The 24,737-nt window shown below is 37.5% G+C and carries 20 protein-coding genes, 4 tRNA genes and 1 other RNA gene; 16 read left to right on the top strand and 9 right to left on the bottom strand.

Annotation, left to right across the window (positions count from 1 at the left end):
- From SFB89_RS03125 to ssrA, 3 genes are all read right to left on the bottom strand, one after another.
- Nucleotides 1–582, bottom strand: coding sequence for a Tgt2/MlaC family protein (locus SFB89_RS03125; RefSeq protein WP_331775489.1), 582 nt, complete (start codon nucleotides 580–582; stop codon nucleotides 1–3).
- A 9-nt stretch (nucleotides 583–591) separates the two neighbouring features.
- A complete protein-coding gene (locus SFB89_RS03130) occupies nucleotides 592–1,329 on the bottom strand; it encodes an MlaA family lipoprotein (protein WP_331775490.1) in 738 nt (245 codons plus the stop codon).
- A gap of 19 nt (nucleotides 1,330–1,348) precedes the next feature.
- Nucleotides 1,349–1,720: a transfer-messenger RNA gene (gene ssrA, locus SFB89_RS03135) on the bottom strand.
- A gap of 85 nt (nucleotides 1,721–1,805) precedes the next feature.
- Between ssrA and SFB89_RS03140 the strand changes: the two genes are divergently transcribed.
- Together SFB89_RS03140 and SFB89_RS03145 are read left to right on the top strand one after the other, a co-directional pair.
- Complete coding sequence (locus tag SFB89_RS03140) at nucleotides 1,806–2,333, top strand: hypothetical protein (protein ID WP_331775491.1); 528 nt, start codon at nucleotides 1,806–1,808, stop codon at nucleotides 2,331–2,333.
- 214 nt (nucleotides 2,334–2,547) lie between these two features.
- Nucleotides 2,548–3,540, top strand: a complete 993-nt coding sequence (locus tag SFB89_RS03145; protein WP_331775492.1) for a DctP family TRAP transporter solute-binding subunit — start codon at nucleotides 2,548–2,550, stop codon at nucleotides 3,538–3,540.
- On the opposite strand, the gene SFB89_RS03150 is transcribed toward SFB89_RS03145, so the two are convergent.
- A complete protein-coding gene (locus SFB89_RS03150; protein WP_331775493.1) occupies nucleotides 3,527–5,089 on the bottom strand; it encodes a cache domain-containing protein in 1,563 nt (520 codons plus the stop codon). The two genes, SFB89_RS03145 and SFB89_RS03150, sit on opposite strands and share 14 nt — an antisense overlap.
- 119 nt (nucleotides 5,090–5,208) lie before the next feature.
- On the opposite strand from SFB89_RS03150, the gene SFB89_RS03155 reads away from it, so the two are divergent.
- From SFB89_RS03155 to SFB89_RS03215, 13 genes are all read left to right on the top strand, one after another.
- Nucleotides 5,209–5,883 carry a response regulator transcription factor gene (locus tag SFB89_RS03155; protein WP_331775494.1) on the top strand — a complete coding sequence of 225 codons (675 nt, stop codon included), beginning with the start codon at nucleotides 5,209–5,211 and terminating at the stop codon, nucleotides 5,881–5,883.
- Nucleotides 5,884–6,033: 150 nt separating this feature from the next.
- Complete coding sequence (locus tag SFB89_RS03160; protein ID WP_331775495.1) at nucleotides 6,034–7,026, top strand: TRAP transporter substrate-binding protein; 993 nt, start codon at nucleotides 6,034–6,036, stop codon at nucleotides 7,024–7,026.
- A 27-nt stretch (nucleotides 7,027–7,053) separates the two neighbouring features.
- Nucleotides 7,054–7,632 carry a TRAP transporter small permease gene (locus SFB89_RS03165; protein WP_331775496.1) on the top strand — a complete coding sequence of 193 codons (579 nt, stop codon included), beginning with the start codon at nucleotides 7,054–7,056 and terminating at the stop codon, nucleotides 7,630–7,632.
- Nucleotides 7,626–8,909, top strand: a complete 1,284-nt coding sequence (locus SFB89_RS03170; protein ID WP_331776047.1) for a TRAP transporter large permease — start codon at nucleotides 7,626–7,628, stop codon at nucleotides 8,907–8,909. Before SFB89_RS03165 ends, SFB89_RS03170 begins: the two co-directional genes overlap by 7 nt.
- 190 nt (nucleotides 8,910–9,099) lie before the next feature.
- Nucleotides 9,100–10,305 (top strand): OprD family outer membrane porin, encoded by a 1,206-nt coding sequence (locus tag SFB89_RS03175; RefSeq protein WP_331775497.1) that lies wholly within the window; start codon nucleotides 9,100–9,102, stop codon nucleotides 10,303–10,305.
- A 215-nt stretch (nucleotides 10,306–10,520) separates the two neighbouring features.
- The gene (locus SFB89_RS03180) at nucleotides 10,521–11,753 is read left to right on the top strand and encodes an OprD family outer membrane porin (protein WP_331775498.1); all 1,233 of its coding nucleotides are present in this window, start codon (nucleotides 10,521–10,523) and stop codon (nucleotides 11,751–11,753) included.
- 230 nt (nucleotides 11,754–11,983) lie between these two features.
- Nucleotides 11,984–13,096, top strand: coding sequence for an ABC transporter substrate-binding protein (locus SFB89_RS03185; RefSeq protein WP_331775499.1), 1,113 nt, complete (start codon nucleotides 11,984–11,986; stop codon nucleotides 13,094–13,096).
- 66 nt (nucleotides 13,097–13,162) lie between these two features.
- Nucleotides 13,163–14,056, top strand: a complete 894-nt coding sequence (locus tag SFB89_RS03190) for a branched-chain amino acid ABC transporter permease (RefSeq protein ID WP_331775500.1) — start codon at nucleotides 13,163–13,165, stop codon at nucleotides 14,054–14,056.
- Between the two features lie 8 nt (nucleotides 14,057–14,064).
- Nucleotides 14,065–15,072, top strand: a complete 1,008-nt coding sequence (locus tag SFB89_RS03195; protein ID WP_331775501.1) for a branched-chain amino acid ABC transporter permease — start codon at nucleotides 14,065–14,067, stop codon at nucleotides 15,070–15,072.
- The gene (locus SFB89_RS03200) at nucleotides 15,069–15,836 is read left to right on the top strand and encodes an ABC transporter ATP-binding protein (protein WP_331775502.1); all 768 of its coding nucleotides are present in this window, start codon (nucleotides 15,069–15,071) and stop codon (nucleotides 15,834–15,836) included. The genes SFB89_RS03195 and SFB89_RS03200 overlap by 4 nt, the downstream gene beginning before the upstream one ends.
- A complete protein-coding gene (locus tag SFB89_RS03205; RefSeq protein WP_331775503.1) occupies nucleotides 15,829–16,524 on the top strand; it encodes an ABC transporter ATP-binding protein in 696 nt (231 codons plus the stop codon). The genes SFB89_RS03200 and SFB89_RS03205 overlap by 8 nt, the downstream gene beginning before the upstream one ends.
- Before the next feature lie 71 nt (nucleotides 16,525–16,595).
- Nucleotides 16,596–19,739: a cytochrome c biogenesis protein CcsA gene (gene ccsA, locus SFB89_RS03210; protein ID WP_331775504.1), complete on the top strand. Its 3,144-nt coding sequence runs from the start codon at nucleotides 16,596–16,598 to the stop codon at nucleotides 19,737–19,739.
- A gap of 76 nt (nucleotides 19,740–19,815) precedes the next feature.
- Nucleotides 19,816–20,259 (top strand): hypothetical protein, encoded by a 444-nt coding sequence (locus SFB89_RS03215; RefSeq protein WP_331775505.1) that lies wholly within the window; start codon nucleotides 19,816–19,818, stop codon nucleotides 20,257–20,259.
- A gap of 15 nt (nucleotides 20,260–20,274) precedes the next feature.
- Here SFB89_RS03215 and SFB89_RS03220 read toward each other — a convergent pair.
- The 5 genes from SFB89_RS03220 to SFB89_RS03240 all read right to left on the bottom strand — a co-directional run bounded on the left by SFB89_RS03220 (nucleotide 20,275) and on the right by SFB89_RS03240 (nucleotide 21,835).
- A tRNA-Asp gene (locus SFB89_RS03220) sits at nucleotides 20,275–20,351 on the bottom strand.
- A gap of 45 nt (nucleotides 20,352–20,396) precedes the next feature.
- A tRNA-Val gene (locus SFB89_RS03225) sits at nucleotides 20,397–20,472 on the bottom strand.
- Between the two features lie 31 nt (nucleotides 20,473–20,503).
- Nucleotides 20,504–20,579: transfer RNA gene (locus SFB89_RS03230), tRNA-Glu, on the bottom strand.
- A gap of 10 nt (nucleotides 20,580–20,589) precedes the next feature.
- A tRNA-Lys gene (locus SFB89_RS03235) sits at nucleotides 20,590–20,665 on the bottom strand.
- Between the two features lie 81 nt (nucleotides 20,666–20,746).
- Nucleotides 20,747–21,835: a CinA family protein gene (locus SFB89_RS03240; protein ID WP_331775506.1), complete on the bottom strand. Its 1,089-nt coding sequence runs from the start codon at nucleotides 21,833–21,835 to the stop codon at nucleotides 20,747–20,749.
- A gap of 136 nt (nucleotides 21,836–21,971) precedes the next feature.
- Between SFB89_RS03240 and ileS the strand changes: the two genes are divergently transcribed.
- Complete coding sequence (ileS, locus tag SFB89_RS03245; RefSeq protein WP_331775507.1) at nucleotides 21,972–24,731, top strand: isoleucine--tRNA ligase; 2,760 nt, start codon at nucleotides 21,972–21,974, stop codon at nucleotides 24,729–24,731.
- Nucleotides 24,732–24,737 lie beyond the last annotated feature (6 nt).

Genomic DNA, 24,737 nt, shown 5'->3' on the forward strand with positions numbered 1-24,737 from the left:
CTAATTTTTAATATCTGCGAGTTTGGCTAATAGTTCATTAAAACTCTGTTTTTTTAATTCATCTGAAAACTGAGAGCGATAAGTCTGTATGATGCTGACACCGAGAACATCGACATCATAGATATACCATTGATCATGAGCGGCTTTGTAAAATTTATAGATTACATCAAACTTCTCTTTGTCTCCTTTGATCTGTGTGAGGAGGTGGATTCTATTTGGTTTGATTTTATCAATTGCATCGACGATGATCTTTTGGTTGTCATATTTGTCAAGTTTGGATTTGTAAGAGGCTTTGAGGCGGGTTGTAAATTTTGTGGTGAATTCTTCTTGTTGTGCGCTATTGAGATTTCTCCACGTTCCACTGCCAAGTGAGAGTCGTGCCATCAATTTGTAATCAAAAATTTTGTCAAAAAGGCGGAAAATCTTCTCTGAGATGACTTCTCTGCTCGTATTGTTATCTTTACCACTTTTGATAATCTGAATGGCTTCATTGATATTACTCTTCATAAAAGGCTCAATTTGATTCTCCTCTAATGCAAAGAGATTGGCAACTATTAATAAACATAAAATAAATATTTTCAAATGAAACTCCTATTCTTCTATCAGTTTTTTGCGTCTTTGTTCATAGATGTTTTTCAAAAAAGGATACAACTCAATAGCATCATTTTTTAATTTTTTGTACTCTCCAACATGAAAAGAGCTATAGTTTATCATCTCCAATGCACCGCTTGCATAAGCCTGCGTGCTATTGTCAAAGATATTATATCCACGATTTTCAAAATAATTCAAGGGATTGATGAGAACATCGGTGACCAATCCAAACGTATCACGTAAGTTTGATGGGCCCAATATCGGTAATACCAGATAAAAGCCACTGCCTGCGCCATAGTATCCAAGGGTTTGTCCAAAATCTTCATCATGCGCTTTGATATGAAAATTATTGGTCGCTACATCGCTCAATCCGGCGACTCCTAACGTGGAGTTGATGAGAAAACGTCGGGTTTCATCAAAAGCGTTATGAAATTTCAATTGTAATGTATTGTTTAAAAATCGCAAAGGAAAGAGTAAATTGTTAAAAACATTATAAATCCCTGTCCTCAGTGGTGTTGGCACGACTGTTTTATAACCTTTTGCCACAGGGTCTAAAATATTAAGGTAGAAAAAATCATTGAAATTTGTCATGATCTTATTGTATCCGCTGAGAGGATCTGCTACTTGATTCTGTTGTGGGGTTTGAAACTCTGCATCAAAGTCATCAAGCGACTGGGTATTGGGATTAGCTGCATACAAAAATGATATGCAGTACAATGTTAATATTAAAAAACGCAATTATTTATCCTATTGTTTATGGTGGAGTTGTCCGGAATCGAACCGGAGTCCAAAAATAGCCACTCTCAGCGTCTACATGCTTAAAATAGTTGTTAAAATTTCATTTTGCTTCATACAACTAACAAAACTACGCAAAACTAACCTCTAATTTCATCTTAAGCCGAGGTAAACTTAAAATATATCTATCAAGCTATGATACTTCCAAATTCCCTTTAGATAGAATCAAAGGAGGAAGCAGTCCTTAGTTTTACTAAACTTACGCTACAGCGTAAGCAGGACGATAGTTACTGTTATTAGCAGTTATTGTTTTGAAGGTTTGGTAACGCAAGACCCTCACTTGCGACATGCAGCCAAAAGATGACACTATTCCTGTCGAAGCCTTGTCAACCCCATAAAGTCTCTTTTAGAATCAAGATTATACCATAAAAATCAAAATTTAGATAAAATACGCCAAAAAGAACAAAGCAAAGGCAGATATGAAAACGATTAAGATAGGGATTGCCATCAGTATATTATTTTTATTTCAAGGTTGTTTGACGCAACAGTACCAGACGATTAACATCCATAAAGGGGACCAGCGAAAACTCTCAAAACCGATTTCAAAAACATATCGAGATTATAATCATCATGAGGTCAGAACCTATCAGTTTGAAAAACCTGCACAGAACAATATTTATAATGGGAGTATCAAAGGACGCGTTACGATTATCCAATACGATCAACCTAAAAAATCGTGGTTTTATGAGATCAAAGGTACCGATACAAAAAACTATAAATTGCCCTATGCACGGTTTTATAATAAGAAAAAATTAGTCAATCGCGGTGATCGGGTTTATGTGATTTTGAAAAATTCACACTTGCAAAAGTTGTACTTTATCGACAAAAGCAATAAAATGCATCATGATGCCCCTGCGCATAAGACAAAACGCGTGATTTACAAGGGAGAAAGAAAAGTAAGGTCCACAGATATTGCATTGCCACAAGAAGAGCGTATTAATTTCTAATCCTACGGGATGTTAACCGCTCGTTTACTTTCGTTTCATACAATTTCATTAAGCGAATTTCAAAATACTCCGAAAATATATAATATTTGGAGGCGGTATCAGCCAAGCGCCTCCTCCATTTTTTATATGCATCATCAGCTACTTCACTTTTTTAATACGATGTTTAAAAAGATTATACTATGATTTGAAATCAAATTTTTTTCTAGGATACATCATGATGTTTAAAATAGCGCTACTTATCTCTTTTGTTTGTTCTTTCTTGTCTGCGGCTCCTGAGTATACAATACGTTTTTCTCACGTCGTCTCACCTAAGACACCCAAAGGAAAAGCAGCACTTTTTTTTAAAGACAAACTCGAATCCCTAACGCATGGCAAGATTGCGGTCAAAGTCTATCCTAACTCCAAACTCTTTAATGATTCACAAGTCTTACAGGCGATGAAAAAAGGGCAGTTAGAAATGGCGGTGCCGAGTCTCTCAAAACTCTCTACTTTAGTACCTCAAGTTGAAATTTTTGATTTGCCTTTTTTGTTTGACAATATGGAACACATCCATAGGGTGATGCGGGGTACAGTAGGAAATACTCTCAAACAATTGATTACCAACAAAGGTTTTATTGCGCTTGATTATTGGGACAATGGATTCAAACAGCTCTCCTCTTCTAAGACTCCGCTTTTTTCTCCTCGGGATGCGCAACACCAAAAATTTAGGATTATGAATTCTGAAGTACTAAAAGAACAATTTAATGCTGTCGGTGCCCAAGCAGAGGTCTTGCCATTTTCAAAAGTCTATGAAGCACTCAAATCGCATCAAGTAGATGCAGCTGAAAATCCTCTTTCAAATTTTTATACCAAAAAGTTTTATGAAGTTCAAAACAGTTTGGTTTTGAGTTCGCATGGATATTTGGGATATATTATGCTCATGAGCAAAAGTTTTTGGGATAAATTGCCAAAAAATTTGCAAAAAGATGTAAAACAAGCCAGTGATATGGCAACGCAGTATGAGAGAAAATTGGCAAAAGAGATGGAGAGTTCTTACCTAGATAAACTTCAAGAGTATGCAAAAACACATCCAAACTTTCATATTTTACGTTTAAATAAAAATGAACGTGATGCGTGGAAACGTGATATTAGTATCATCTACCCAAAATTTTATCCTAATATCGGATTAAAATTGATTGATGAGGTCGAAAAGGCTAGATATCAATAGGGATGACGATTGTAAATCGTGCTCCCATATCGCGGTTGGTGGCTAGTAGTTTGCCGCGCATATTCTTTTCAATAATCATTTTAGACATGTAAAGCCCAATGCCTGTGCCATTGGCATTCCATTTGGTGCTGAAGTAGGGTTCGAATATTTTTTCAATCGGTCTGGTTTTGATGCCAGGCCCATTATCATCTATATTGATAGTGGCTTGGTCTTCCATTTTATTAATCGTAATTTCAACTGCTTTATTCTCGACATCAGATTCGCTCAGCGCATCTTTGGCATTGGAGAGGATATTTAAAAGCACTTGCTCAAATTCGTTTTGATATCCTAATATTTGGGCGTCTTCTTTGATAGTGATAGCGAGTTCAATCTTCTGATTTTGGATGGTTTTACCGATAATTTTGAGGACATTTTCTAGCGAATTTTTAATACTAAAGTGTTTTTTATCTCTTTGTGGATTAAAGAAATTTCTAAAATCATCAATCGTATTGGACATATAATCCAACAATACTTCAGCATCTTTGCTCTTTTCATCCATGATTTTTGAATCCAGTTTCCCCATAACATAGCGAAATTTGATGTTCATGATAATCGCAGAGAGTTCAGACAGCGGTTGCCTCCATTGATGCGCAATATTGCTAATCATCTCTCCCAGTGCGATAAATTTGGACTTTTCGATTAAGAGTCGCTCTTGTTCCCCTCTTTTGGCGACTTCTTTTGCTACTCGTAGTTCTAGTGTTTTATTAAGCTGTTCTAATTCGACGGTTTTTTCTTTGATTTCTTGATTGTATTGTTTGAAAAATCGATCGATTTGTTTTCCTAGTATAATCGCCAAAATATTAGCAATGAGTGAGAAAAACAAGAAGATGGCGATTGATGAGGTGATATCTAAACTCATCTTGCGTTTTAGATTGGCCTTTTTTTGTGCTATTTTGGTGTCGATATTGTCCAGATATGTTCCTGCTGCTACGACCCAATTCCACTTTTTGTAGAGTTTAAAATACGATACTTTCGGACGTATTTCATGGGTGTCTGGTTTTTTATAGAGGTACTGGACAAAAGAATAGCCTTGTTTTTTTATGTCTTGGAGAAAAATCTTGCGAAACGTTTTGCCATTGGCATCTTGGTAGTTGGCTGAGATAAATTTACGAATTAAATCTTGGCGATTTGGATTGACGAGCATTCTGGCAAATTGGTCTCCCCCTTTGTAATCTAAGACTTCATACACAAAAATATAGTTGCTTTGATCTTCACCAAATTTTATATGTTTGATGAGTTCAAGGGTGTCTTGCTTGAGTGCTTTTTCACTGAGTCCGTGAGAAGATGATCTTCGGTATTTTATGTATTCGATGACGGAGTCTACTTCTCTTTGAATTTCATTTTTTTTGACATTGACAAAGGCTGTTTTCATATCTTTGATTTCTCGATCCAAAATCGCATATTGTTTCGAGATAAAAAAGTAGCTAATCACAATAACCAAAGAGCTGATGATAAACATCGAACTTAAGATAATGACAGTGGAAATGTTGTCTTCTTTGAGTATTTTCAAGGCAAATCCATTTTTTATTGAATATAATTATAAAATTAAGCTAAATTATATTATCATAACACAAATTTTAGGCTTAATTTATAAATGAACCAATGGACTATATGTTAAGGGGAAGCGATATGGATGAAAAAATGCTTGAGAAACTCTCAAAATATTCTGTACTTTATGCAGAAGATGAAGCCGGTATTAGACAAAACGTTGCAGAGATGTTATCACTATTTTTCAAAGAGGTTTATCTTGCAAAAGATGGTATGGAAGCGTATGAACTTTTTGTAGAAAAATCTCCAGATTTAGTGATTACAGATATTAAAATGCCCATACTTGATGGGATTGAACTCACGAAAAAAATACGAGAACAAGACTCCAAAGCACAGATTTTAATCCTCTCTGCCTACACTGAGGTTGATTATATGTTGGCCGCAGTCGAACTCTCTTTAGTGCGTTATATTGTGAAGCCGATTACCGAGACAAAACTAGTAGATGCATTAAATAAATTTCTAGAATCAAAAGAGAGCAGTGGTATGATTGAGTTTCATGATGGTTGGTTTTATGATACGCATAAGAAGCAGATTATTCATGAAGACCAAGTATTTGAATTGACGAAAAAAGAAGTCAAGTTTCTCGAGCTCATTTTTGAACGTGATAGTGTGATTACTTACGAAGAAATTGAACGTGAACTGTGGGAAGATGAATACATGAGCCTCAATGCTTTGCGTTTGATGATGAAAAACTTAAGAAAGAAGCTACCAAAAGGGAGTTTAAGAAATATACAAAGTGTTGGTTACAAGTTGTAACAAGAATTTTTTGATTTTTTCTATTTGTTACTAATTGTAATAAAATTTTCACAATAACTGCTTTGTTTCTCAATTTTTATTCACCTACATAATATAGACACATCTTTTTATTATAATCAATTTGAATACAAAATTTTCAAGGAGATTGTTATGACAAAATTTGTTAAAATTGCTGCTGTTGCAGCACTTTTAGTTTCTTCAACTTTTGCGGCGGATTATACTATTAAATTCTCGCATGTTGTAAGTCCAAATACACCAAAAGGTAAGGCAGCTGACTTTTTTGCTAAGCGTGTCAAAGAGTTGACCAACGGCAAAGTGAAAGTGATTGTTTTCCCAAATTCACAACTTTATACTGATAAAGCGGTTATGAAAGCATTGAAAATCGGTAATGTTCAAATGGCATGCCCAAGTTTTTCAAAATTTACTTCTTTAGTGCCTCAACTACAACTTTTTGATCTACCATTTTTATTTAAAGGCAATGACGGCCTTCACAAAGTTATGGATGGTAAAGTGGGACAAAAATTGAAAGATTTAGTGACAGCAAAAGGTTTTGTCGCACTTAACTATTGGGATAATGGTTTCAAAGATATGTCATCAAACAAAAAACCGATTCTTTGGCCAAAAGATGCAGATGGACAAAAATTTAGAATCATGAGCTCAAAAGTACTCGAAGCACAATTTAAAGCAATCGGTGGTAATCCACAAGTACTTCCATTCTCAGAAGTTTACTCAGCCCTTCAACAAGGTGTTGTGGATGCAGCAGAAAATCCACTCTCAAATTTTTGGACTAAGAAATTTTATGAAGTACAAACTTCTTTGACTTTGACACAACACGGTTATCTTGGTTATCTTGTTGTTATGAGCAAGAAATTTTGGAACAAATTGCCAGCTGATTTAAAACCTAAAATCATTCAAGCGATGAATGAAGCAACAATCTATGAGAGAAAAGAAGCGCAAGCACTTGAAGATTCATTCTTGAAAAAGATTGAAGGCTATGCCAAAAAAACAGGCAAATTGAAAGTCTATACTTTGACACCAGAACAAAGAGCAGCTTGGGTCAAAGCACTTGAAGTTATTTATCCAAAATTCTATGGAACGATTGGAAAAGATTTGATCGAAGAAGCGAAAGCAGAACAAAAATAGTCACAACAAAAAATAGGGGTAGTTAAAATGGGAAAATTCTTTTCTTTGCTTGATTTGGGAGTTGCCACACTCAATAGAAACTTAGCAGTACTCGGCATGCTTTTAGGCGTGACGCTTGCTTTTGTCAATGTTGTATTGCGGTATGCTTTTGATGAGAGTTTAACGTGGGCTGGGGAGCTTACCAATTACTTATTTATGTGGGGGGCACTCTTTGGTGCCGCCTACGGGTTTAAAAGAGGCATTCATATACAAGTTACTATTTTATTAGCAAAACTTCCGGCATCTCTTGCAAAGGCATTTATGATATTTGCCCATACGCTATCATTCATATATTTATGTGTCATGGCATATCTTGGCTATCAATCTGTCGTGGTACTGATTGAGCTCAATGAGATGAGCGTGGATCTGAATATCCCAATGTGGGTTCCGACATTAGTCTTGCCTTTGGCTTTTGGAGGTGCTGCCTATAGAGCGGCTGAAAAAGTATATGAAGTAACTAAAGAAGATGCAGATCAAGTACTCTCAAATTCTGAGTCAGAGTTGATTCATGATACTTCTGAGCGAACGGGAGTCGATGTCAAAGTAGAGAAAGGAGAACAATTATGATTGCTACTCTTTTTATATTACTTTTTGTACTGATGTTAATTGGAGTACCCGTCGCGGTGAGTTTGGGTGCGAGTACGATGATCACAGCACTCTTGTTTACCGATATGGATTTGATGGGGATTCCAGATAGTGTTTTTAATGGACTCGATCAATACTCTCTCATGGCGATTCCAATGTTTATCTTAGCGGGGGCACTGCTATCAAAAGGGAGCGCTTCGGGTCGAATTATCGAATTTGCCAAATCCATCGTCGGACATCTCCCGGGTGGTTTACCTATCGCTGCGATTTTTGCTAGTGTCATCTTTGCCGCTGTTTCAGGGAGTTCTCCTGCTACGGTTGTGGCGATTGGCTCGGTGATGTATGGTGCGATTAAAGAAGCCGGCTATCCTACTAAATATGCCATTGGAACAATTGCAACAGCAGGGAGCCTGGGTATCTTGATTCCCCCTTCTATCGTCTTTATCGTTTATGGTGTGACTGCAGACCAATCAATCGGTAGATTATTTATGGCCGGTGTTGTACCGGGGTTGTTGATTGGTTTTATGTTGATGGCCGTAACCTATATAGGTGCAGTAAGATTGGGCTTTAAGCGAACCAAAATGGCACCGTTTAAAGAGCGCTTGATTGCGTTTAAGCGAGCTTTTTGGGCTTTGATGTTGATCGTCTTGGTTATCGGTGGAATTTACGGTGGTCTCTTTACCCCGACAGAAGCGGGAGCTGCGAGTGCTTTTTATGCATTTTTTGTCTCTTATTTTGTATATCGAGATATCAAGATTAAAGACTTGTACAAAATCTTGCTTGATTCTGCGATGACCAGCTCGATGATTTTCTTCATTATTGCCAATGCGATGATTTTCTCACATTTCTTGACATTGGAAAGTATTCCTCAACAAATCACGCAATTGATAGTTGAGGCGCATGTGGGGCCGATTATGTTTTTGGTCATTGTCAATATTCTGCTTTTCCTTATGGGGCAGTTTATGGAACCAAGCTCAGTGGTCATGATTACCGTGCCTTTGTTGTTGCCAATCGCGACGACTTTGGGAATTGATCCGATACACTTAGGGGTTATCATGGTTATCAATATGGAAATCGGTATGATTACACCACCAGTGGGGCTCAATCTGTTTGTCGCTAGCGGCATCACAGGGCTCAGTCTCAAAGATGTCGTGGTCGCATCATTGCCATGGGCGATGACGATATTGCTAGGATTGTTGTTGATTACCTACATTCCTATCATCTCGCTATGGCTTCCAAATATCATGTACGGATATTAAAAGTAACATATACCAGCAGGCTACCGATTTTTTGGTGGTCTGCTGTTTGATTTGTCCGACGCATTTACCGTTGGTTTACTCTTTTTTGTAACAATTTTGTAATATTACTCTCATTTCTGCTTTTTTTATTGATTTCTTCTAAACTTTTTGCTACAATGCTTGCGTAAATAAAATTTTTCAAGGAGATTATATGAAATTAGCTAAACTTAGCTTGGCAGCTATTACAGTAGCAAGTCTTTCTGCGAGTGCATTCGCAGCAGATTCACTTGCAAGCATGTTCAAAGACGGAACCGTAAATGGTACACTATCTGCGTATTATTTTAATAGAGATAGAGGTAATGGTGGTACTCCAGATAGTGCTAACATCCTAGACTTTGGTCTTGATTTGACTTATAAAACTGCAACTTTCAATGGCTTTAGTGCTGGCGCTACAGTTCAAAGTACACACTCTCCATTTGCAAATGATGATGCAGCTGTAATGTTCAATGGTGACATGAATGGTGGTGGTGAAGTTTTCTCTGAAGCGTATGTTCAATATACAAATTCAGGCGTATTCTTCAAAGCAGGTCGCCAATACATCTCTACTCCAATCGTTGCGGGTTCTGGTTCTAGAATGACAAAAGAATCTTTTGAAGGTTACTTATTAGGTTATACTGGCCTTCCTAACACTACTTTAGTAGCAGGTTATGTTGCCCAATTCCAATCAAGAACTGATGGAAATGGTAATATCGGTAAATTCACTAAAAACTTTGTTGTTCCTGGTGCAGGTTCAGTAGCATTAGATAAAGGTGCTTATACATTATATGCAGTTAACACTTCAGTTCCTGGCTTGAAACTTCAAGCACAATGGGGTGATGCTGTTGATGTTGTAAATATTTATTATGTACAAGCTGATTATGCTAGCAAAACTGATAGTTTCAGCTACAACTTGGGTGGACAATACAGTGTATCTGATTATGATAGCAGTATAAGCAATGACAATGGTGGTTACTATGGTCTTAAAGCCGGTGTTGCTATGAATGGTATCAGTGCTGCTGTTGCTTACTCTAAAGTAGACAGTGATATAGGTGCTGTTTCAGGTTTAGGTAATGGTTCTGATAATATCTTTACTGCTCCAGCTATTGCAGGTGGTGATTATACAGCAGATAACAAAGCATGGAAAATTGATTTAGGCTATGCTATCAATAAAAATGCAAATGTTAATGCATACTACAACACAACTGATATGCAAGCAGCAAATTCAGATTACGATGTTTATGGAGCGGGCGCTGGTTACAAATTCGAAGGCACTCTAAAAGGTCTTGGTGTTGTAGCTCAATATGAAATTAAAAGCTTTGATGATAGTTCAAAAGACGATGACAAAAGATTTAGATTTAAAGCAACTTACGCTTTCTAGTCTTTGTTAAATCTTTTTTAAAGCCGGGTCCCACCTTTGTGGGCTCGGCTTTTTTTATGCCCAAAATTCTACTTTTTTGTCAAAACCTTTTGATGTGTTACTTTTTCTTACATAATTCTTCTAAATTTTTCATTGTTCAAAATTTAATCACATTTTTTTAGAATCTGAAAAAAAAGCTGGTAAAATTATCTCGTTCTTAAATTAAAGGAGATTATATGAAATTAGCTAAACTTAGCTTGGCGGCCATCACAGTTGCAAGTCTTTCTGCGAGTGCATTCGCAGCAGATTCACTTGCTGGAATGTTCAAAGAAGGTACTGTAAATGGTACACTATCTGCGTATTATTTTTCTAAATCAGGTCAAACACCTACGAGCAATGCCTTATATGGTGGTGCTACATATGATAGTGCAAGTATTCTAGACTTTGGTCTTGACTTGACTTATAAAACGGCATCTTTCAATGGTTTCAGTGCAGGAGCTACTGTTCAAAGTACACATTCTCCATTTGCAAATGACGAAGCAAAAACGATGTACAATGGTGATATGTATGGTTCTGGCGAAGTTTTCTCTGAAGCGTATATCCAATATGATAACTCTGGATTTATGTTCAAAGCGGGTCGTATGTACTTAGGTACTCCATTGGTCGCTAGTTCTGGTTCTAGAATCACAAAAGATTCTTTTGAAGGTTACTTACTCGGCTACACCGGTCTTCCTGACACTACTTTAGTAGCAGGTTACATTACAAAATGGCAAGATAGAACCGATGGTGCAGGAAATATGGGTACATTTGTAAATGTTAATACAGCACTTTCCACTGGAAGTGATAGTAATGGTGCTTACACATTGTATGCGGTAAATAAATCAGTTCCAGGTTTAACACTACAAGCACAATGGGCTCAAGTTGTTGATGCTGTAGATTTATACTATGTACAAGCAGATTATGCTGGTAAGACAGATAGCTTTACTTATGCTTTAGCGGGTCAATTCCAAATTACTGATTATGATGCATCAGGTGTGAAAGATAGTGGATATTATGGCTTGAAAGCTAATGTTGGTATGGATGCATTTGGCTTAACTGTTGCCTATTCTAAAATAGACAGTGACAATGATGCCGGAATCGGACTTGGTAATGGTCCTGACCCAATCTTTACAGCAGGTACTATAAATTGTGGCGATGACTATACAGCTGATGAAAAAGCTTATTTAGTACAATTAGATTATGCATTTAATAAAGCTACAAATTTTAATGTTTATTATGTCAAAGCAGAGACACCAGATTCTACTAGTACTACAGATGACTATGATGCATATGGTGCAGGGGCAGATTATCAATTTGATGGTGCTTTAAAAGGCTTAGGCTTAGTTGCTCAATATGAAGTTAAAAGTTTTTCAGAAGGCACAAATGCTGATGACAAAAGATTTAGATTTAAAGCAACTTACGCTTTCTAATCACTGCTAAATCTTATTTCAAGCCGGGTTCACATTGTGTGGGCTCGGCTTTTTTTATGCTCAAATTTTCTTCTTTAATTATTAATTTTTATTATTCAAAATCCTTAATTTGTTACCATTTTGTACAGAATGAAACTCTATTTTCAATTGTTTAAAAATTAGGCATATTTTCTTGCAATCTGAAAAAAAAGCTGATAAAATAATTTCTGTTATAAACTTAAGGAGAGTAAATGAAAAAGATTTCTACTATTGCAGCAAGTGTTGCATTGATTGCTAGCATGTCGTATGCTAAAGAAGTGAAAATAGGTGTGGTACTTCCTATTACAGGTCCTCTTGCAGCTTTTGGGCAAACCAGTCGAGATGGCTTGATGATAGCGTATGATCAAAATCATAAACTAAAAAATGGCGATACTGTGAAGCTTGTCATTCTCGATGATCGAGGTGATAAAGTAGAAGCCGCAACGGCTACTAAAAGATTGATTGACAAGGATAAAGTCACTGCAATTTTAGGTGAAGTAGCAAGTAGTAATTCTATGGCGATGGCTCCAATAGCAGAAAAATCAAAAACTCCGATGATTACTCATGCATCTACCAATCCAAGAGTTACAAAAGGCAAAAAATTTGTCACTCGTGCATGTTTTATTGATCCATTCCAAGGAGCTGTTGAAGCAAAATATGCATTACAAAATGGTTATAAGACAGCCTTTATGGTAACCGATGCAAAACAAGACTATTCAGTAGGGCTTTCAAAAGCATTTAAAAAAGCTTATTTAGCCGGTGGTGGTAAAATCTTGGGACGCGCGCTTATCAACTCAGGTGACAAAGACTTTAATGCGCAAGTTTCTGCGATTAAAGCAAAAAATCCAAGCATTGTATCTTTTACTGGTTATTATCCAGAAGGTGCTTTGATGGTAAGACAAGCCAGAGCTGTTGGTGTTAAAGCACCATTTATCGGCGGTGATGGTGTTGGTTTTCCAGAACTTATCAAAATTGGTGGTAAAGCATCAGAAGGATTCTTGTACAGTGATCACTACAATGAAGCAGCCGCAACATCTGATGTTGCAAAAGCATATGTTGCAGCATTTCACAAGAAATACAACAAAACATCAGATTCAATGGGTGCTCTAGCCGCCGATGCTTATAATATGATTTTGGCAGCTATGAACAAATGTGATGACCCAACCAACAAAATTTGTGTCAATACAAATCTTAGAAATACCAAAAACTTCCAAGGTGTTACAGGTATTATCAATATAGACAAACGCGGTGACGCTGTGAAATCAGCTGTCGTCAATGTGGTTAAAGATGGCAAACTCGCCTATTCAGCAACTGTAAATCCATAAAATTTTAGATAGAGGTGAGAGCCTCTATCTACTTCTACAAAACTACAAATAACTAAAGGTACTTAAATGGATTTATTAACTTTCACACAACAGATGATAAATGGAATAAGCTTAGGTAGTATGTACGCGCTCATCGCCATAGGTTATACATTGGTATATGGTGTATTGCGATTGATTAACTTTGCTCATGGTGATATCATGATGGTGGGTGCTTTTGTTGCATACGTGGCACAATCTCATGGCGTCCCTTTTGAATTAGCTGTTATATTAGCCATTATTGCTGCTATGGTAACAGGTATTTTAACAGATAAGATCGCCTATAAACCACTGCGAAATGCACCAAAAATCTCACTACTCATCACGGCAATTGGTATCAGTTTCTTTTTAGAGAATCTTTTCAACGTTCTTTTTGGTGGTGTTCCTCGAGCATTTGATGCACCAAATTACTTGACAAAGGTGATACATGTAGATGGTATCATTATTCCTGTTACCGTGATTATCATCCCTATTGTCACTATTGCGCTACTTTTTGTATTGCTTTGGATATTGGGACGCACAAAATACGGTATGGCCATTCGCTCACTTGCTTTTGATATTCCGACGGTCAAGCTCATGGGAATTAATGCTGATGTCATCATCATGTTGGTTTTTGCTATGGGTTCTGCACTCGCGGCAGTCGGGGGTGTTTTTTATGCGGTGAGTTATCCATCTATTGATCCTCTGATGGGGGTTATTGTGGGACTGAAAGCTTTTGCAGCTGCGGTACTTGGTGGAATCGGAAGCGTGACCGGAGCGGTATTAGGAGGATTTATCCTCGGATTTACAGAGATAGTTGTTGTGGCATTTATGCCAGAACTTGGTGGATATAAAGATGCTTTTGCATTTGTTTTCTTGATTTTAGTCTTATTGTTTAAGCCAACAGGCATCATGGGACAAGATTTAGAACGAAGTCGATTTTAGGAGCAAATATGAAAATAATAAAATTATCATTTTTAGTCATTGCGATATTATTTGTGTTGTTTGCTCAAAACAATTTAGACCCTTATACTGTTAGCATACTCAATAATATAGCAATTTTTGCAATTTTAGGTTTGAGTTACAACCTAATCAATGGGGTTACGGGGCAATTTTCACTTGAGCCCAATGGCTTTGTTGCCATCGGTGCGTATGTGACATCACTTTTGTTGTTACCTGCTGCTACAAAAATAGATATGTTTGCACTCGAAGACCCAGCACCCATTATTTTGGCACTTAATAGTAACTTTTTTGTAGCATTGCTAGCCAGTGGCGTGGTCGCGGCCATTTTAGCTTTTATTCTCTCAATCCCGGTTTTTAGGGTTCGAGGTGATTATCTTGCGATTGTCACTTTAGGATTTGGTTTTATCATTCGAATTGTAGCAATGAACTCTCCTGAATACACCAATGGTGCGATGGGACTCAATGATATACCAAGTGTTGCCAATCTATATTGGACAGGCTTTATTGCAATTGTTACTTTTGTCATCATGCTCAATATTATTTATTCAAAATATGGAAGAGCGATGAAGGCAGTAAGAGATGATGAAGATGCTGCTACAGCGATGGGAATTAATACATTTTGGATTAAGACTTACGCATTTATGACCAGTGCATTTTTTGAAGGTGTTGGTGGTGGATTGATGGCCTCACTCTTGACAACCATTGCCCCAGATCAATTTACATTCTTACTGACATTCCAACTTTTGATTATCATCGTTTTGGGTGGACTTGGATCGATGAGTGGCACAATAATCGGTGCAATATTAGTCATGGGAGGTACTGAATGGTTGAGATTCTTGGATCAAAATATGGATATATTCGGCTATAACACAGGAGCACATCCGGGGCTTCGTATGGTAGTATTCTCCATCTTATTGATTATCTTGATGCTTTTTGCTCGAAGAGGACTTTTTGGCAATAAAGAATTAACGGATTTTTTTAGAAGGAGAAATCGATGATCCTTCAATTACAAAACATTACCATGAAATTTGGTGGAGTAACAGCGATAGATGATTTGTCCTTTAACGTCAAAACCGGTGAAATCTTTGGTTTGATTGGTCCAAATGGTGCTGGAAAAACGACACTGTTTAATATCGTGACGGGGAATTACACGCAGACGAGTGGAAAAGTAATCTTTAATGGCAATGAACTCTCCGGTATCAAGCCCAATATGATTGTGAAAAAAGGGATTGCGAGAACTTTTCAAAATATTCGATTATTTAAAAGTATGAATGTTTTAGAAAATGTTCTGATAGGATATCACAATCAGGCAACGTATAATTATTTTGAATCGATTTTGAGATTACCTCGACACTTTTCTTATGAAAAAATGATCAAAAAATCAGCGATGGAAATGCTAGAAAAATTTGGAATTGCAGATTTAGCTATGGCAAATGCTTCAGCGCTCAGTTATGGAAATCAAAGAAAAGTTGAAATCGCTAGAGCGTTGGCTACTAACCCTCGATTATTATTGCTCGATGAACCAGCAGCAGGGATGAATCCAAGTGAAACTGAGGATTTGTCAAATATTATCAAAAAAGTTAAAGATGAGTATGCTTTGAGTATTTTATTGATTGAACATGATATGAAGTTTGTCAATAACATGTGTGACAAAGTACTGGTACTTGATTATGGAGAAGAGATTTTTGAGGGAAAACCAAGCGACGCTATTGTAGATGAAAAAGTTGTTGCAGCGTATTTGGGGGATTTTAAACATGCTTAAAGTCGAAAATTTAGAAGTTTATTATGGCGTTATTGCTGCAGTACGGGGCATTAGTTTTGAAGTGACAGAAGGAGAAATTGTCTCATTGATCGGCTCAAATGGAGCGGGTAAAACCTCTACGCTTGAGGCGATTTTAAACAGTACTAAAAGAAAAGGTACGGTCTCTTTTGGTGGTTATGATACCAAACATCATAAGACTCATACGATGGTGCAAAGAGGACTCTCTCTGGTACCTGAGGGACGTCGGGTATTTATTAATCTTACGGTAGAAGAGAATTTACGTATGGGTGCTTTCAATAATGATGAAAATTACGAACACCTTAGAAAGCAGATGTACAAACTTTTTCCTAGAATTGAACAAAAAAAACGACAACTTGCAGGCACGCTAAGCGGTGGTGAGCAACAGATGCTAGCGATAGCTAGAGCCTTGATGTGTGAGCCAAAACTATTGATGTTAGATGAACCAAGTTTGGGTCTCGCGCCGAAAATTGTCGGGGAAGTATTCGATACGATTGTGAGACTAAGAGATGAGGGAATCACCATCTTGCTAGTAGAACAAAATGCCTTTGCTGCATTGAATATTTCAGATCGAGCTTATGTTCTGGAAAATGGACAAATCGTTATGGATGGCAAGGCTAGTGATATGATTGGTGATGACTCTATCAGACAAAAATATCTCGGTGGATAAGCATTACTAATATTTAAACAATATTTACTTTATTGCGTTAAAATCCCTTATATTATAACATAGGGGATTTTATGAATAAGCTTTTTAAATCATTAATGTCTATGAGGACAGTGATTTTACTTCTTTTTATTTTTGGTGTCGTAAGTGGTGTTGCCACTTTTGTAGAGAACGATTTCGGTACGGAAGCTGCATGGTCGATTATCTACACAAGCTGGTGGTTTGCTGCGATACAAGTCGCTCTTGCAATTTTACTGATTTATAATATTTTTAAATATAAAATGTATAAATTTGAAAAGTTGCCGGCCTTTTTATTTCATCTTGGCTTTATTGTCATTTTGATTGGAGCAGGGGTAACGCGCTATTTTGGATACGAAGGTATCTTGCATATCAGAAATGGCATGAGCGCAGATCGTATGCTCTCCAATACGCCTTATGTCACCGTCAGCGCTATCAAAGGTGACAAAAAATACGAAACCAGTCTCAAAAAACTTTTATCTACGATTAGTAACAATCAGTTTGATATGAAGTTAGATGTCGCCGGTGATGTGGCCAATATCAGTTTTAAAAAATACATCCCTAATGCGGTCACAAAGTTGGTTTCTGATCCAAAGGGAGTCGCGACAGTTACCATGTTGGTCAGTGTCAATGGACGACCTGATAATGTGACATTGCGAAAAGGACAAGTCTACGAAGCGGGAAATAATCTCATTGCTTTTGATGCCCCTGTGGGACAAACGACTAAAAATGTCATTCAAATTTATGTAAAGAATAATAAATTTTATATTGATTCTGCGAAAGCTATCGGTTGGTTTAGGATGGCAGATCGTGCGCGGGGAGGTTTTGCGGCCAATCAAGAAAATGAATGGACAACAGGCAAACTTTATACCGTCGGTGCGATCAATATTGCACCACGTCAGATGTTAGTGCATGCCAAAGAAAAAATTGTGAGTGAAACCAATCCGATGTTTAATCGTCCTGGCATGAAACTCTCAGCGCTCACCATGAACGTCACATACAAAGGAAAATCTGAAGATGTGACCGTATTTGGCCGGGGCAAAGGTGCCAAAGGAATTGCCAAAAAAGTGGTGATTGCCGGAACACCATTTGAATTTGAATGGGGCAGTCGCACCATTAAACTACCTTTTAAAATCAAATTATTAGAATTTCAACTAGAACGCTATCCTGGTTCTATGTCGCCGATGTCTTATGCCAGTGAAGTAGAAGTATTAGACAAAGCGAATAATGTTCATATGCCATATCGGATTTATATGAATCATGTGTTAAATTATGGTGGTTACCGATTTTTTCAATCATCATATGACCAAGATGAGATGGGAACCATCCTTTCTGTCAACAAAGACCCAGGTAAATGGCCAACCTATTTGGGGTATTTCTTGTTGGGACTTGGATTGTTTTTCAATCTCTTAAATCCAAAAAGTAGATTTAGAAAGTTGGCAAATATGGTACAAAGGGATGCAAACAAAATGAAATCGCTTCTTATGGCATTTTTTATCGCCTTGAGTTTTTTTGGTGCGAATCAAGCCAAAGCAGATGATCAAATCTGGAAAAGTCTAACACAATTTCAAAAACAGAGTGCCGATAATTTTGGTACGATATTAGTACAAAGTGCCGATGGTCGAATCAAGCCTATTGATACGCTCTCTACCGATATTCTCAACAAAGTTTATCGTGGTACCAATTACAAAGGTTTAGATTCAAATCAAGTGATTTTGGGGATGATTGCCAGCCCACAAGAGTGGCAAACTCAAAAAATGATTTATGTATTTCATCCAACAATCAAAAAAATATTAGGAATGAAAGCAGACGAAAAATATGCAACATTTAATCAATTTTTTGTGACTAATAACGATGGAGGCTCTTATAAACTTGCCAAATATGCAGAAGAGGCGAGCAGAAAAAAACCAAGTGCACGAAATAAATTTGACAAAGATGTCTTGAAAGTCGATGAACGTCTGAATATTTGTTACATGGTTTATACGGGAGATTTACTGAAAATTATTCCAAAGATTAATGACCAATCAAATAAATGGTTTAGCCCAAAGCAAGCATTAACGACGTTTCCAAAATCTGAAGCGAATGATGTTCGAAAATTATTATCAGAATATTTCAATGGCATCGCTATTGGTTTAAAAAGTGGCAATTGGAGTGATGCTGATGATGCGATTGGCGCGATTAAAAAGTATCAAGTCATGTATGCCTCTGAAATCATACCAAGCAAAAGCAAAATAGCCGCCGAGATGTTTTTTAACAAGGCGCGAATTTTTCAACGATTGACACCGGTATATTTGTTGAGTGGATTAATTTTGTTGATGTTCGTGTTTGCAAAAATGCTCAAACCAAAACTTAACATTAAAATTGTGACAAAAATTATGTTTTGGATTATCCTTTTGGGTTTTGCAGCACATACAATCGGCTTAATTTTGAGAGGATATATCGATGGACACGCCCCATGGAGCAATGGGTATGAGTCGATGATCTACATCGCTTGGGCGATTACGCTCTCTGGGATATTTTTCTCACGCCAAGCCGTCATTGCACTCTCGTTGACCTCCATACTCGCCGGTGTGACACTCTTTGTGGCACATCTTAGTTGGATGGACCCACAGATTACAACCTTGGTTCCGGTGCTAAATTCTTATTGGCTAGATATTCATGTCTCGGTCATTACGGCAAGTTATGGTTTCTTGGGATTGTGTGCACTTTTGGGATTCTTTACTTTGATTTTGTTTATTTTCAGACAACCAAAAGCCGATACCATACGAGCAAAAGAGATCGATAGAAGTATCATAGAAGCGACAAGGATTAACGAAATGGCGATGATACTTGGTCTTAGTTTACTGACTATCGGAAACTTTCTTGGTGGTGTTTGGGCCAATGAATCGTGGGGACGATATTGGGGTTGGGATCCAAAAGAGACTTGGGCTCTTGTCTCGATTTTGATTTTTGCCTCAGTGGTGCATTTTAGATTTGTTCCAAAACTCAGTAATCCATTTGCCTTTGCTGTGGCTTCTACCTTGGCATACGCTTCAATCATCATGACCTACTTCGGGGTGAATTTTTACCTCTCTGGTATGCACTCTTATGCCACCGGGGATCCCGTTCCGATTCCGACATTTGTCTATTATACTGTCGCGACAGTATTTGCTGTGATTGTGTTAGCTTTTAGAAACCGACACATGGACAAAAAACTCTAATACATACTGCCGCTAAGCATAAAGCTTGGCGGCATTTGCTATAATAATACTTATCTTATCTTGTAAAGGGTTGAGGTTGCAAGAAAAATATTTGATTATTGGTGTTATTATCTTTATTGTTGTCTGCATTTTTATTGCGATTGTATTTATTACCATCCGAAATAACAATTTGGTTGTCGAGACTAAAGTTGTAAAAACTCCGCATGAGGATACCCCTCAGTTTACGATTAAAGACATGAATGAGATTGCTGCTAGCCGAAAGAGTACCCGAGAGGATCTCCAAAAAGCGGTTGATATGGTGATATCAGATTTTCCTTTTCCCAAAAAAGTAAAGTACAAGCTGCCAAAAGGAATTAAAGTCTATCTTAATTTTATACTCTTAGTGGCCAGTCATAAAAATGCTGATGCTAAGTTGATTGCCTATATGGATGAAAATTTGAAAGAAAAAAATCCACAATACATCACAGAAATTGATATTTATGAAAACCAAGGGTTAAAAGAAAGAAGTAATAGAATTTAATATGATAAAATGAAGTGGCGCGGCGGACGAGACTCGAACTCGCGACCCTCGGCGTGACAGGCCGATATTCTAACCAACTGAACTACCGCCGCACATAAATAATTTGCTACAAAGTTTAGAGACTAAACTTTTAGAAATGGTGGTCGTTAGAAGACTCGAACTTCTGACATCCACCTTGTAAGGGTGGCGCTCTACCAACTGAGCTAAACGACCGATACTGTCCAGGAACGATTCAAACAAAAAATGGCGACCCCAAGGGGATTTGAACCCCTGTTACCGCCGTGAAAGGGCGGGGTCCTGGACCACTAGACGATGGGGTCGCATTATTAATGGTGACCCGTGTTGGATTCGAACCAACGGCCACCTCCTTAAAAGGGAGATGCTCTACCAGCTGAGCTAACGGGTCGTTCATTTTGTAATGAGGTTGAAATTATAGAGAAAAAAGATTTATTTGTCAAGAGAAAAATTAAAAAAATTGAAATATTTTTCAAAAGAGTGTTTTTTCAATCTGTAATAGCAATTTAAATGCATGATAAGCGCTCTGTTTTTGGATGTATATTCGGTCTCCATGAAGCAACAATCTTTCAATGCGCGTGAGACCACCCGCAATTTTGGCGCCAACAAAAACCGTGCCGACTGGTTTTTGTGCACTGCCGCCACTAGGACCAGCGATGCCACTTGTCGCAAGTGCATAATCTGCATGACTGGCTTGTAGGGCGCCATCTAACATCTCTTGCACACAAGCCTCACTGACCGCCCCGTATTTTTCTAAAGTTTGTGCGCTGACTCCGAGCCATGATTCTTTAATCGTATTGGCATATGTGACCAATCCACCATCAAAAACAGAAGAAACACCCGCTTGCTTGGTGAGCATAGAACTAATCAATCCACCAGTGCAACTTTCTACGGCGGTGATTTTTTTCTCGTTTTTCTCTAAACGCTCCGTAATATGTTGAATTACATTATCGGTTTCAATGTATTTGTGAGCAAAAAGAGATTTGACAGCTTTCAAGAAATTTTCTAAATTTCCATATTTATTGGCTTTGGCATTCACACAAGTCCATCCGGCGATAATCGCCGTCGCGTTGATTTTGATTTCATAAGTTTCACAAAGAGGCTCAAGTAATACATTGATAGAATCCATATCAATATCAACAATAGTAAAGGTTCTTGATGTAAAGGCCGTATTGATGAGAACTTGAGGGAGTGTTTCATTTTCATTGACACACATGACATTAATAAGATGCTCATCTTTCTTCATGATATAAGAATGCGCCTCATAAACGAGCGTTTTTGACGGAATCAACATATTGTCTTTCAACACTAAGTTATCATTGTCAAGAGTCGAGAATATTTTGTTGACAAAATTAAAAGAGTCCTCTTGTGCAATGACGATGGTTTGTTCATATTTGTGAATCATCTCTTCTAATTCTATGAAAAAATTACTATCATTTTTGTCAATCAGTTTAATGGAATTAAAGAACGAAACGTGCTGTTTTAAAGTCCGCATTATATAATCCATAAATGAGGGATTGTAGAGGATGGATTCTCCGACAATAATCAGTGAACTGCTCATGTGATGCTCCTAAAATAATTGATACACTATGCTTGTAATTATACCAGATAAGTGCTTCTTAAATAGATTTTAGATAAAATCTTCTAATTTTTAAGATTGCAAGAATTTTTTGTGATTATTCAAGGAGTATTCGATTATGGATTATAAAGATTCATTGCTATTGCCACAAACAGATTACCCAATGCGAGGGAATCTCCCTAATAAAGAGCCGTTGCGGTATAAAGCGTGGTTTGGCGAAGAAAATAGTGCTTACAACAAAATGATAAACAACAGAAAAAATGCTACGAAAAGCTTTTTCCTACATGATGGACCTCCGTATGCGAATGGACACATTCACATCGGACATGCTCTCAATAAAATTTTAAAAGACATGATTGTCAAAACACACTATTTTTTCGGTGAAAATGTGCGATACGTTCCCGGTTGGGATTGTCATGGACTTCCGATAGAACAACAAGTTGAAAAAAAGATAGGCAAGCCTAAAAAAGATGCCATGCCTAAAAGTAAATTTAGAGAGCTGTGTCGTGAACATGCGCGAAAATTCATCGATATCCAAAGAGAAGAGTTCAAATCGCTAGGCGTGATTGGGGATTGGGTTAATCCTTATATGACGATGAAGTTTGAATTTGAAGCTGAAATTTATAGTGCTTTGTGTGAAGTGGCCAAAAAAGGCTTATTGGTTGAGCGAAGTAAACCAGTGTATTGGTCATGGGCAGCACGAAGTGCGTTGGCAGAAGCAGAAATCGAATACCAAGATAAAGAAGATTATTCTATATTTGTAGCATTTCCACTCCAAGAAGCGGCTAAAAAAGTCTTAGATGTAGAAGAAGCGAGTGTCGTGATTTGGACCACGACACCATGGACTTTGCCCGCTAATATGGCAATTTCCTTTAATCCAGAAGAAGATTATGTTCTCACTGATGATCATTATATCGTGGCTAAGGCATTGTATGATGATCTTATCGCGCAAGAGATTATTCGTGGTAAAATCGTCAAAACGTTTAAAGCAGATATTTTAGAAAATCTTTATGCAACATCTCCTTTGAATGATCGAGATTCCAAATTGATTTTAGGCGATCATGTCACCATGGATGGTGGTAGTGGTTGTGTTCATACAGCACCTGGACACGGAGAGGATGATTATAAAGTCGGTCTAAAATATAATCTAGAAGTCATGATGCCTGTGGATGATCGTGGTTGTTATGATGAAACGGTAGTACGAGAGGGCTTATTGCCAGATGCGCAAAGTTTTGTGGGTGAGCATATCTTTAAATCAAACGAACGCATCCTTGAACTCTTAGGAGATTCTCTGTTAAAATGTTCAAAATTTGTTCACTCCTACCCTTATTGTTGGAGAACGCATAAACCGGTTATTTATAGAGCGACCAAACAATGGTTTGTCGCGATGGATGAGGCGACTCATTATCCACAAACACTACGCCAAATGGCAACACAAGAGTTGCAAAAGGTACGTTTTTATCCATCAACAGGGATTAACAGACTCGGAACGATGATTGAAAATAGACCCGATTGGTGTATTTCAAGACAGAGAGATTGGGGAGTTCCTATCGCCTTTTTTAGAGATAAAAGTACTGGAAAACCGATCTTTGATGACAATGTCTTAGCTTATATTACTGCTATTTTTAAAGAGCGTGGTGCAGATGCTTGGTGGGATTTAGAGATCAAAGATTTACTAGATCCGCAAAGTGGGTATGATCCTGAAAATCTTGAAAAAGTCATGGATATTTTGGATGTGTGGTTTGATAGTGGTAGTACGTGGAAAGCCGTACTTGAATCAGGGGCTTATGATGCGGGAAGTTATCCTGCGAGTATGTATCTAGAAGGCAGTGATCAACATCGAGGTTGGTTCCAAAGTTCTCTTCTCGTTTCCACAGCCGCACGTGCTCATGCCCCATATCAATCCATCCTCACTCATGGTTTCACTATGGATGCCAAAGGTGAGAAGATGAGCAAATCCAAAGGCAACGTGGTAGCCCCTCTTGAGATTGCCAAAAAATACGGAGTTGAAATCTTACGATTGTGGGTTGGTTTGAGTGATTATATGAATGACCAAAAGATTAGTGATGGTATTTTGAAGCAAGTCAGTGAACAATATCGAAAAATTAGAAATACATGTCGGTTCTTGTTGTCCAATGTTTATGATTTAGAAACTCTGCTCCCTGCTGAAGAGATGGGTACGCTAGATCGTTGGATTCTTTCTCATGCTAAAGAGGTTTTTGACGAAGTGGAGGTCAAATTTAGAGAATATGATTTTTCTAAAGGATTTGGACTTCTGTCACACTTTATCACTGTAGAGTTGAGCGGTATTTATCTTGATATCTCCAAAGATCGTCTCTATTGTAATGACAAAGATGACCGATTAAGACGCTCAGCACAAACAGCGATGGCGTTGATAGCGCGTCGTTTGATTGCCCTGCTAGCACCGACTTTGACTTATTCGATGGATGAATTATTAGAATATGCACCTAAAATCATCAAAGAAGAAGCACATGATGTTTTTGATTTGGTCTATAAACCGCTTGATGATATTAGTGTAGACTTTGATGAGGCGTACATGGTCAGTGCGAGAGAAAAATTCTTTGAAATCGTTGATACATTGAAAAAAGAGAAAAAAATCAAATCTACCTTAGAAGTTGTCATTTCGACAACATCCGCTAAAATCGAAGCACTTGAAAAAGTCGATGCAGAAGATTGGTTTACCGTAAGTCGTATATTTGCGCATAAAGAAGAGCAAGCCCTTGGGACATTTGAGGTTGATGGTGATACTTTTACAATCTACAACACTTCAAAACATAAATGCCCTAGATGTTGGAAATATAGAGCACAGAATGAGGATGAGTTGTGCCACAGATGTGCTGAGGTTGTCAATGTTTGATATGAC

It is taken from the genome of Sulfurospirillum sp. 1612 (genome assembly GCF_036556685.1).
Lineage (GTDB): Bacteria > Campylobacterota > Campylobacteria > Campylobacterales > Sulfurospirillaceae > JAADIZ01.

What these genes read in the sequence shown, in the direction of transcription:
- SFB89_RS03140 (WP_331775491.1), top strand. Translation starts at nt 1,806, where the DNA reads ATGAAAACGATTAAGATAGGGATTGCCATCAGTATATTATTTTTATTT.
- SFB89_RS03145 (WP_331775492.1), top strand. Translation starts at nt 2,548, where the DNA reads ATGATGTTTAAAATAGCGCTACTTATCTCTTTTGTTTGTTCTTTCTTG.
- SFB89_RS03155 (WP_331775494.1), top strand. Translation starts at nt 5,209, where the DNA reads ATGGATGAAAAAATGCTTGAGAAACTCTCAAAATATTCTGTACTTTAT.
- SFB89_RS03160 (WP_331775495.1), top strand. Translation starts at nt 6,034, where the DNA reads ATGACAAAATTTGTTAAAATTGCTGCTGTTGCAGCACTTTTAGTTTCT.
- SFB89_RS03165 (WP_331775496.1), top strand. Translation starts at nt 7,054, where the DNA reads ATGGGAAAATTCTTTTCTTTGCTTGATTTGGGAGTTGCCACACTCAAT.
- SFB89_RS03175 (WP_331775497.1), top strand. Translation starts at nt 9,100, where the DNA reads ATGAAATTAGCTAAACTTAGCTTGGCAGCTATTACAGTAGCAAGTCTT.
- SFB89_RS03180 (WP_331775498.1), top strand. Translation starts at nt 10,521, where the DNA reads ATGAAATTAGCTAAACTTAGCTTGGCGGCCATCACAGTTGCAAGTCTT.
- SFB89_RS03185 (WP_331775499.1), top strand. Translation starts at nt 11,984, where the DNA reads ATGAAAAAGATTTCTACTATTGCAGCAAGTGTTGCATTGATTGCTAGC.
- SFB89_RS03190 (WP_331775500.1), top strand. Translation starts at nt 13,163, where the DNA reads ATGGATTTATTAACTTTCACACAACAGATGATAAATGGAATAAGCTTA.
- SFB89_RS03195 (WP_331775501.1), top strand. Translation starts at nt 14,065, where the DNA reads ATGAAAATAATAAAATTATCATTTTTAGTCATTGCGATATTATTTGTG.
- SFB89_RS03200 (WP_331775502.1), top strand. Translation starts at nt 15,069, where the DNA reads ATGATCCTTCAATTACAAAACATTACCATGAAATTTGGTGGAGTAACA.
- SFB89_RS03205 (WP_331775503.1), top strand. Translation starts at nt 15,829, where the DNA reads ATGCTTAAAGTCGAAAATTTAGAAGTTTATTATGGCGTTATTGCTGCA.
- ccsA (WP_331775504.1), top strand. Translation starts at nt 16,596, where the DNA reads ATGAATAAGCTTTTTAAATCATTAATGTCTATGAGGACAGTGATTTTA.
- SFB89_RS03240 (WP_331775506.1), bottom strand. Translation starts at nt 21,835, where the DNA reads ATGAGCAGTTCACTGATTATTGTCGGAGAATCCATCCTCTACAATCCC.
- ileS (WP_331775507.1), top strand. Translation starts at nt 21,972, where the DNA reads ATGGATTATAAAGATTCATTGCTATTGCCACAAACAGATTACCCAATG.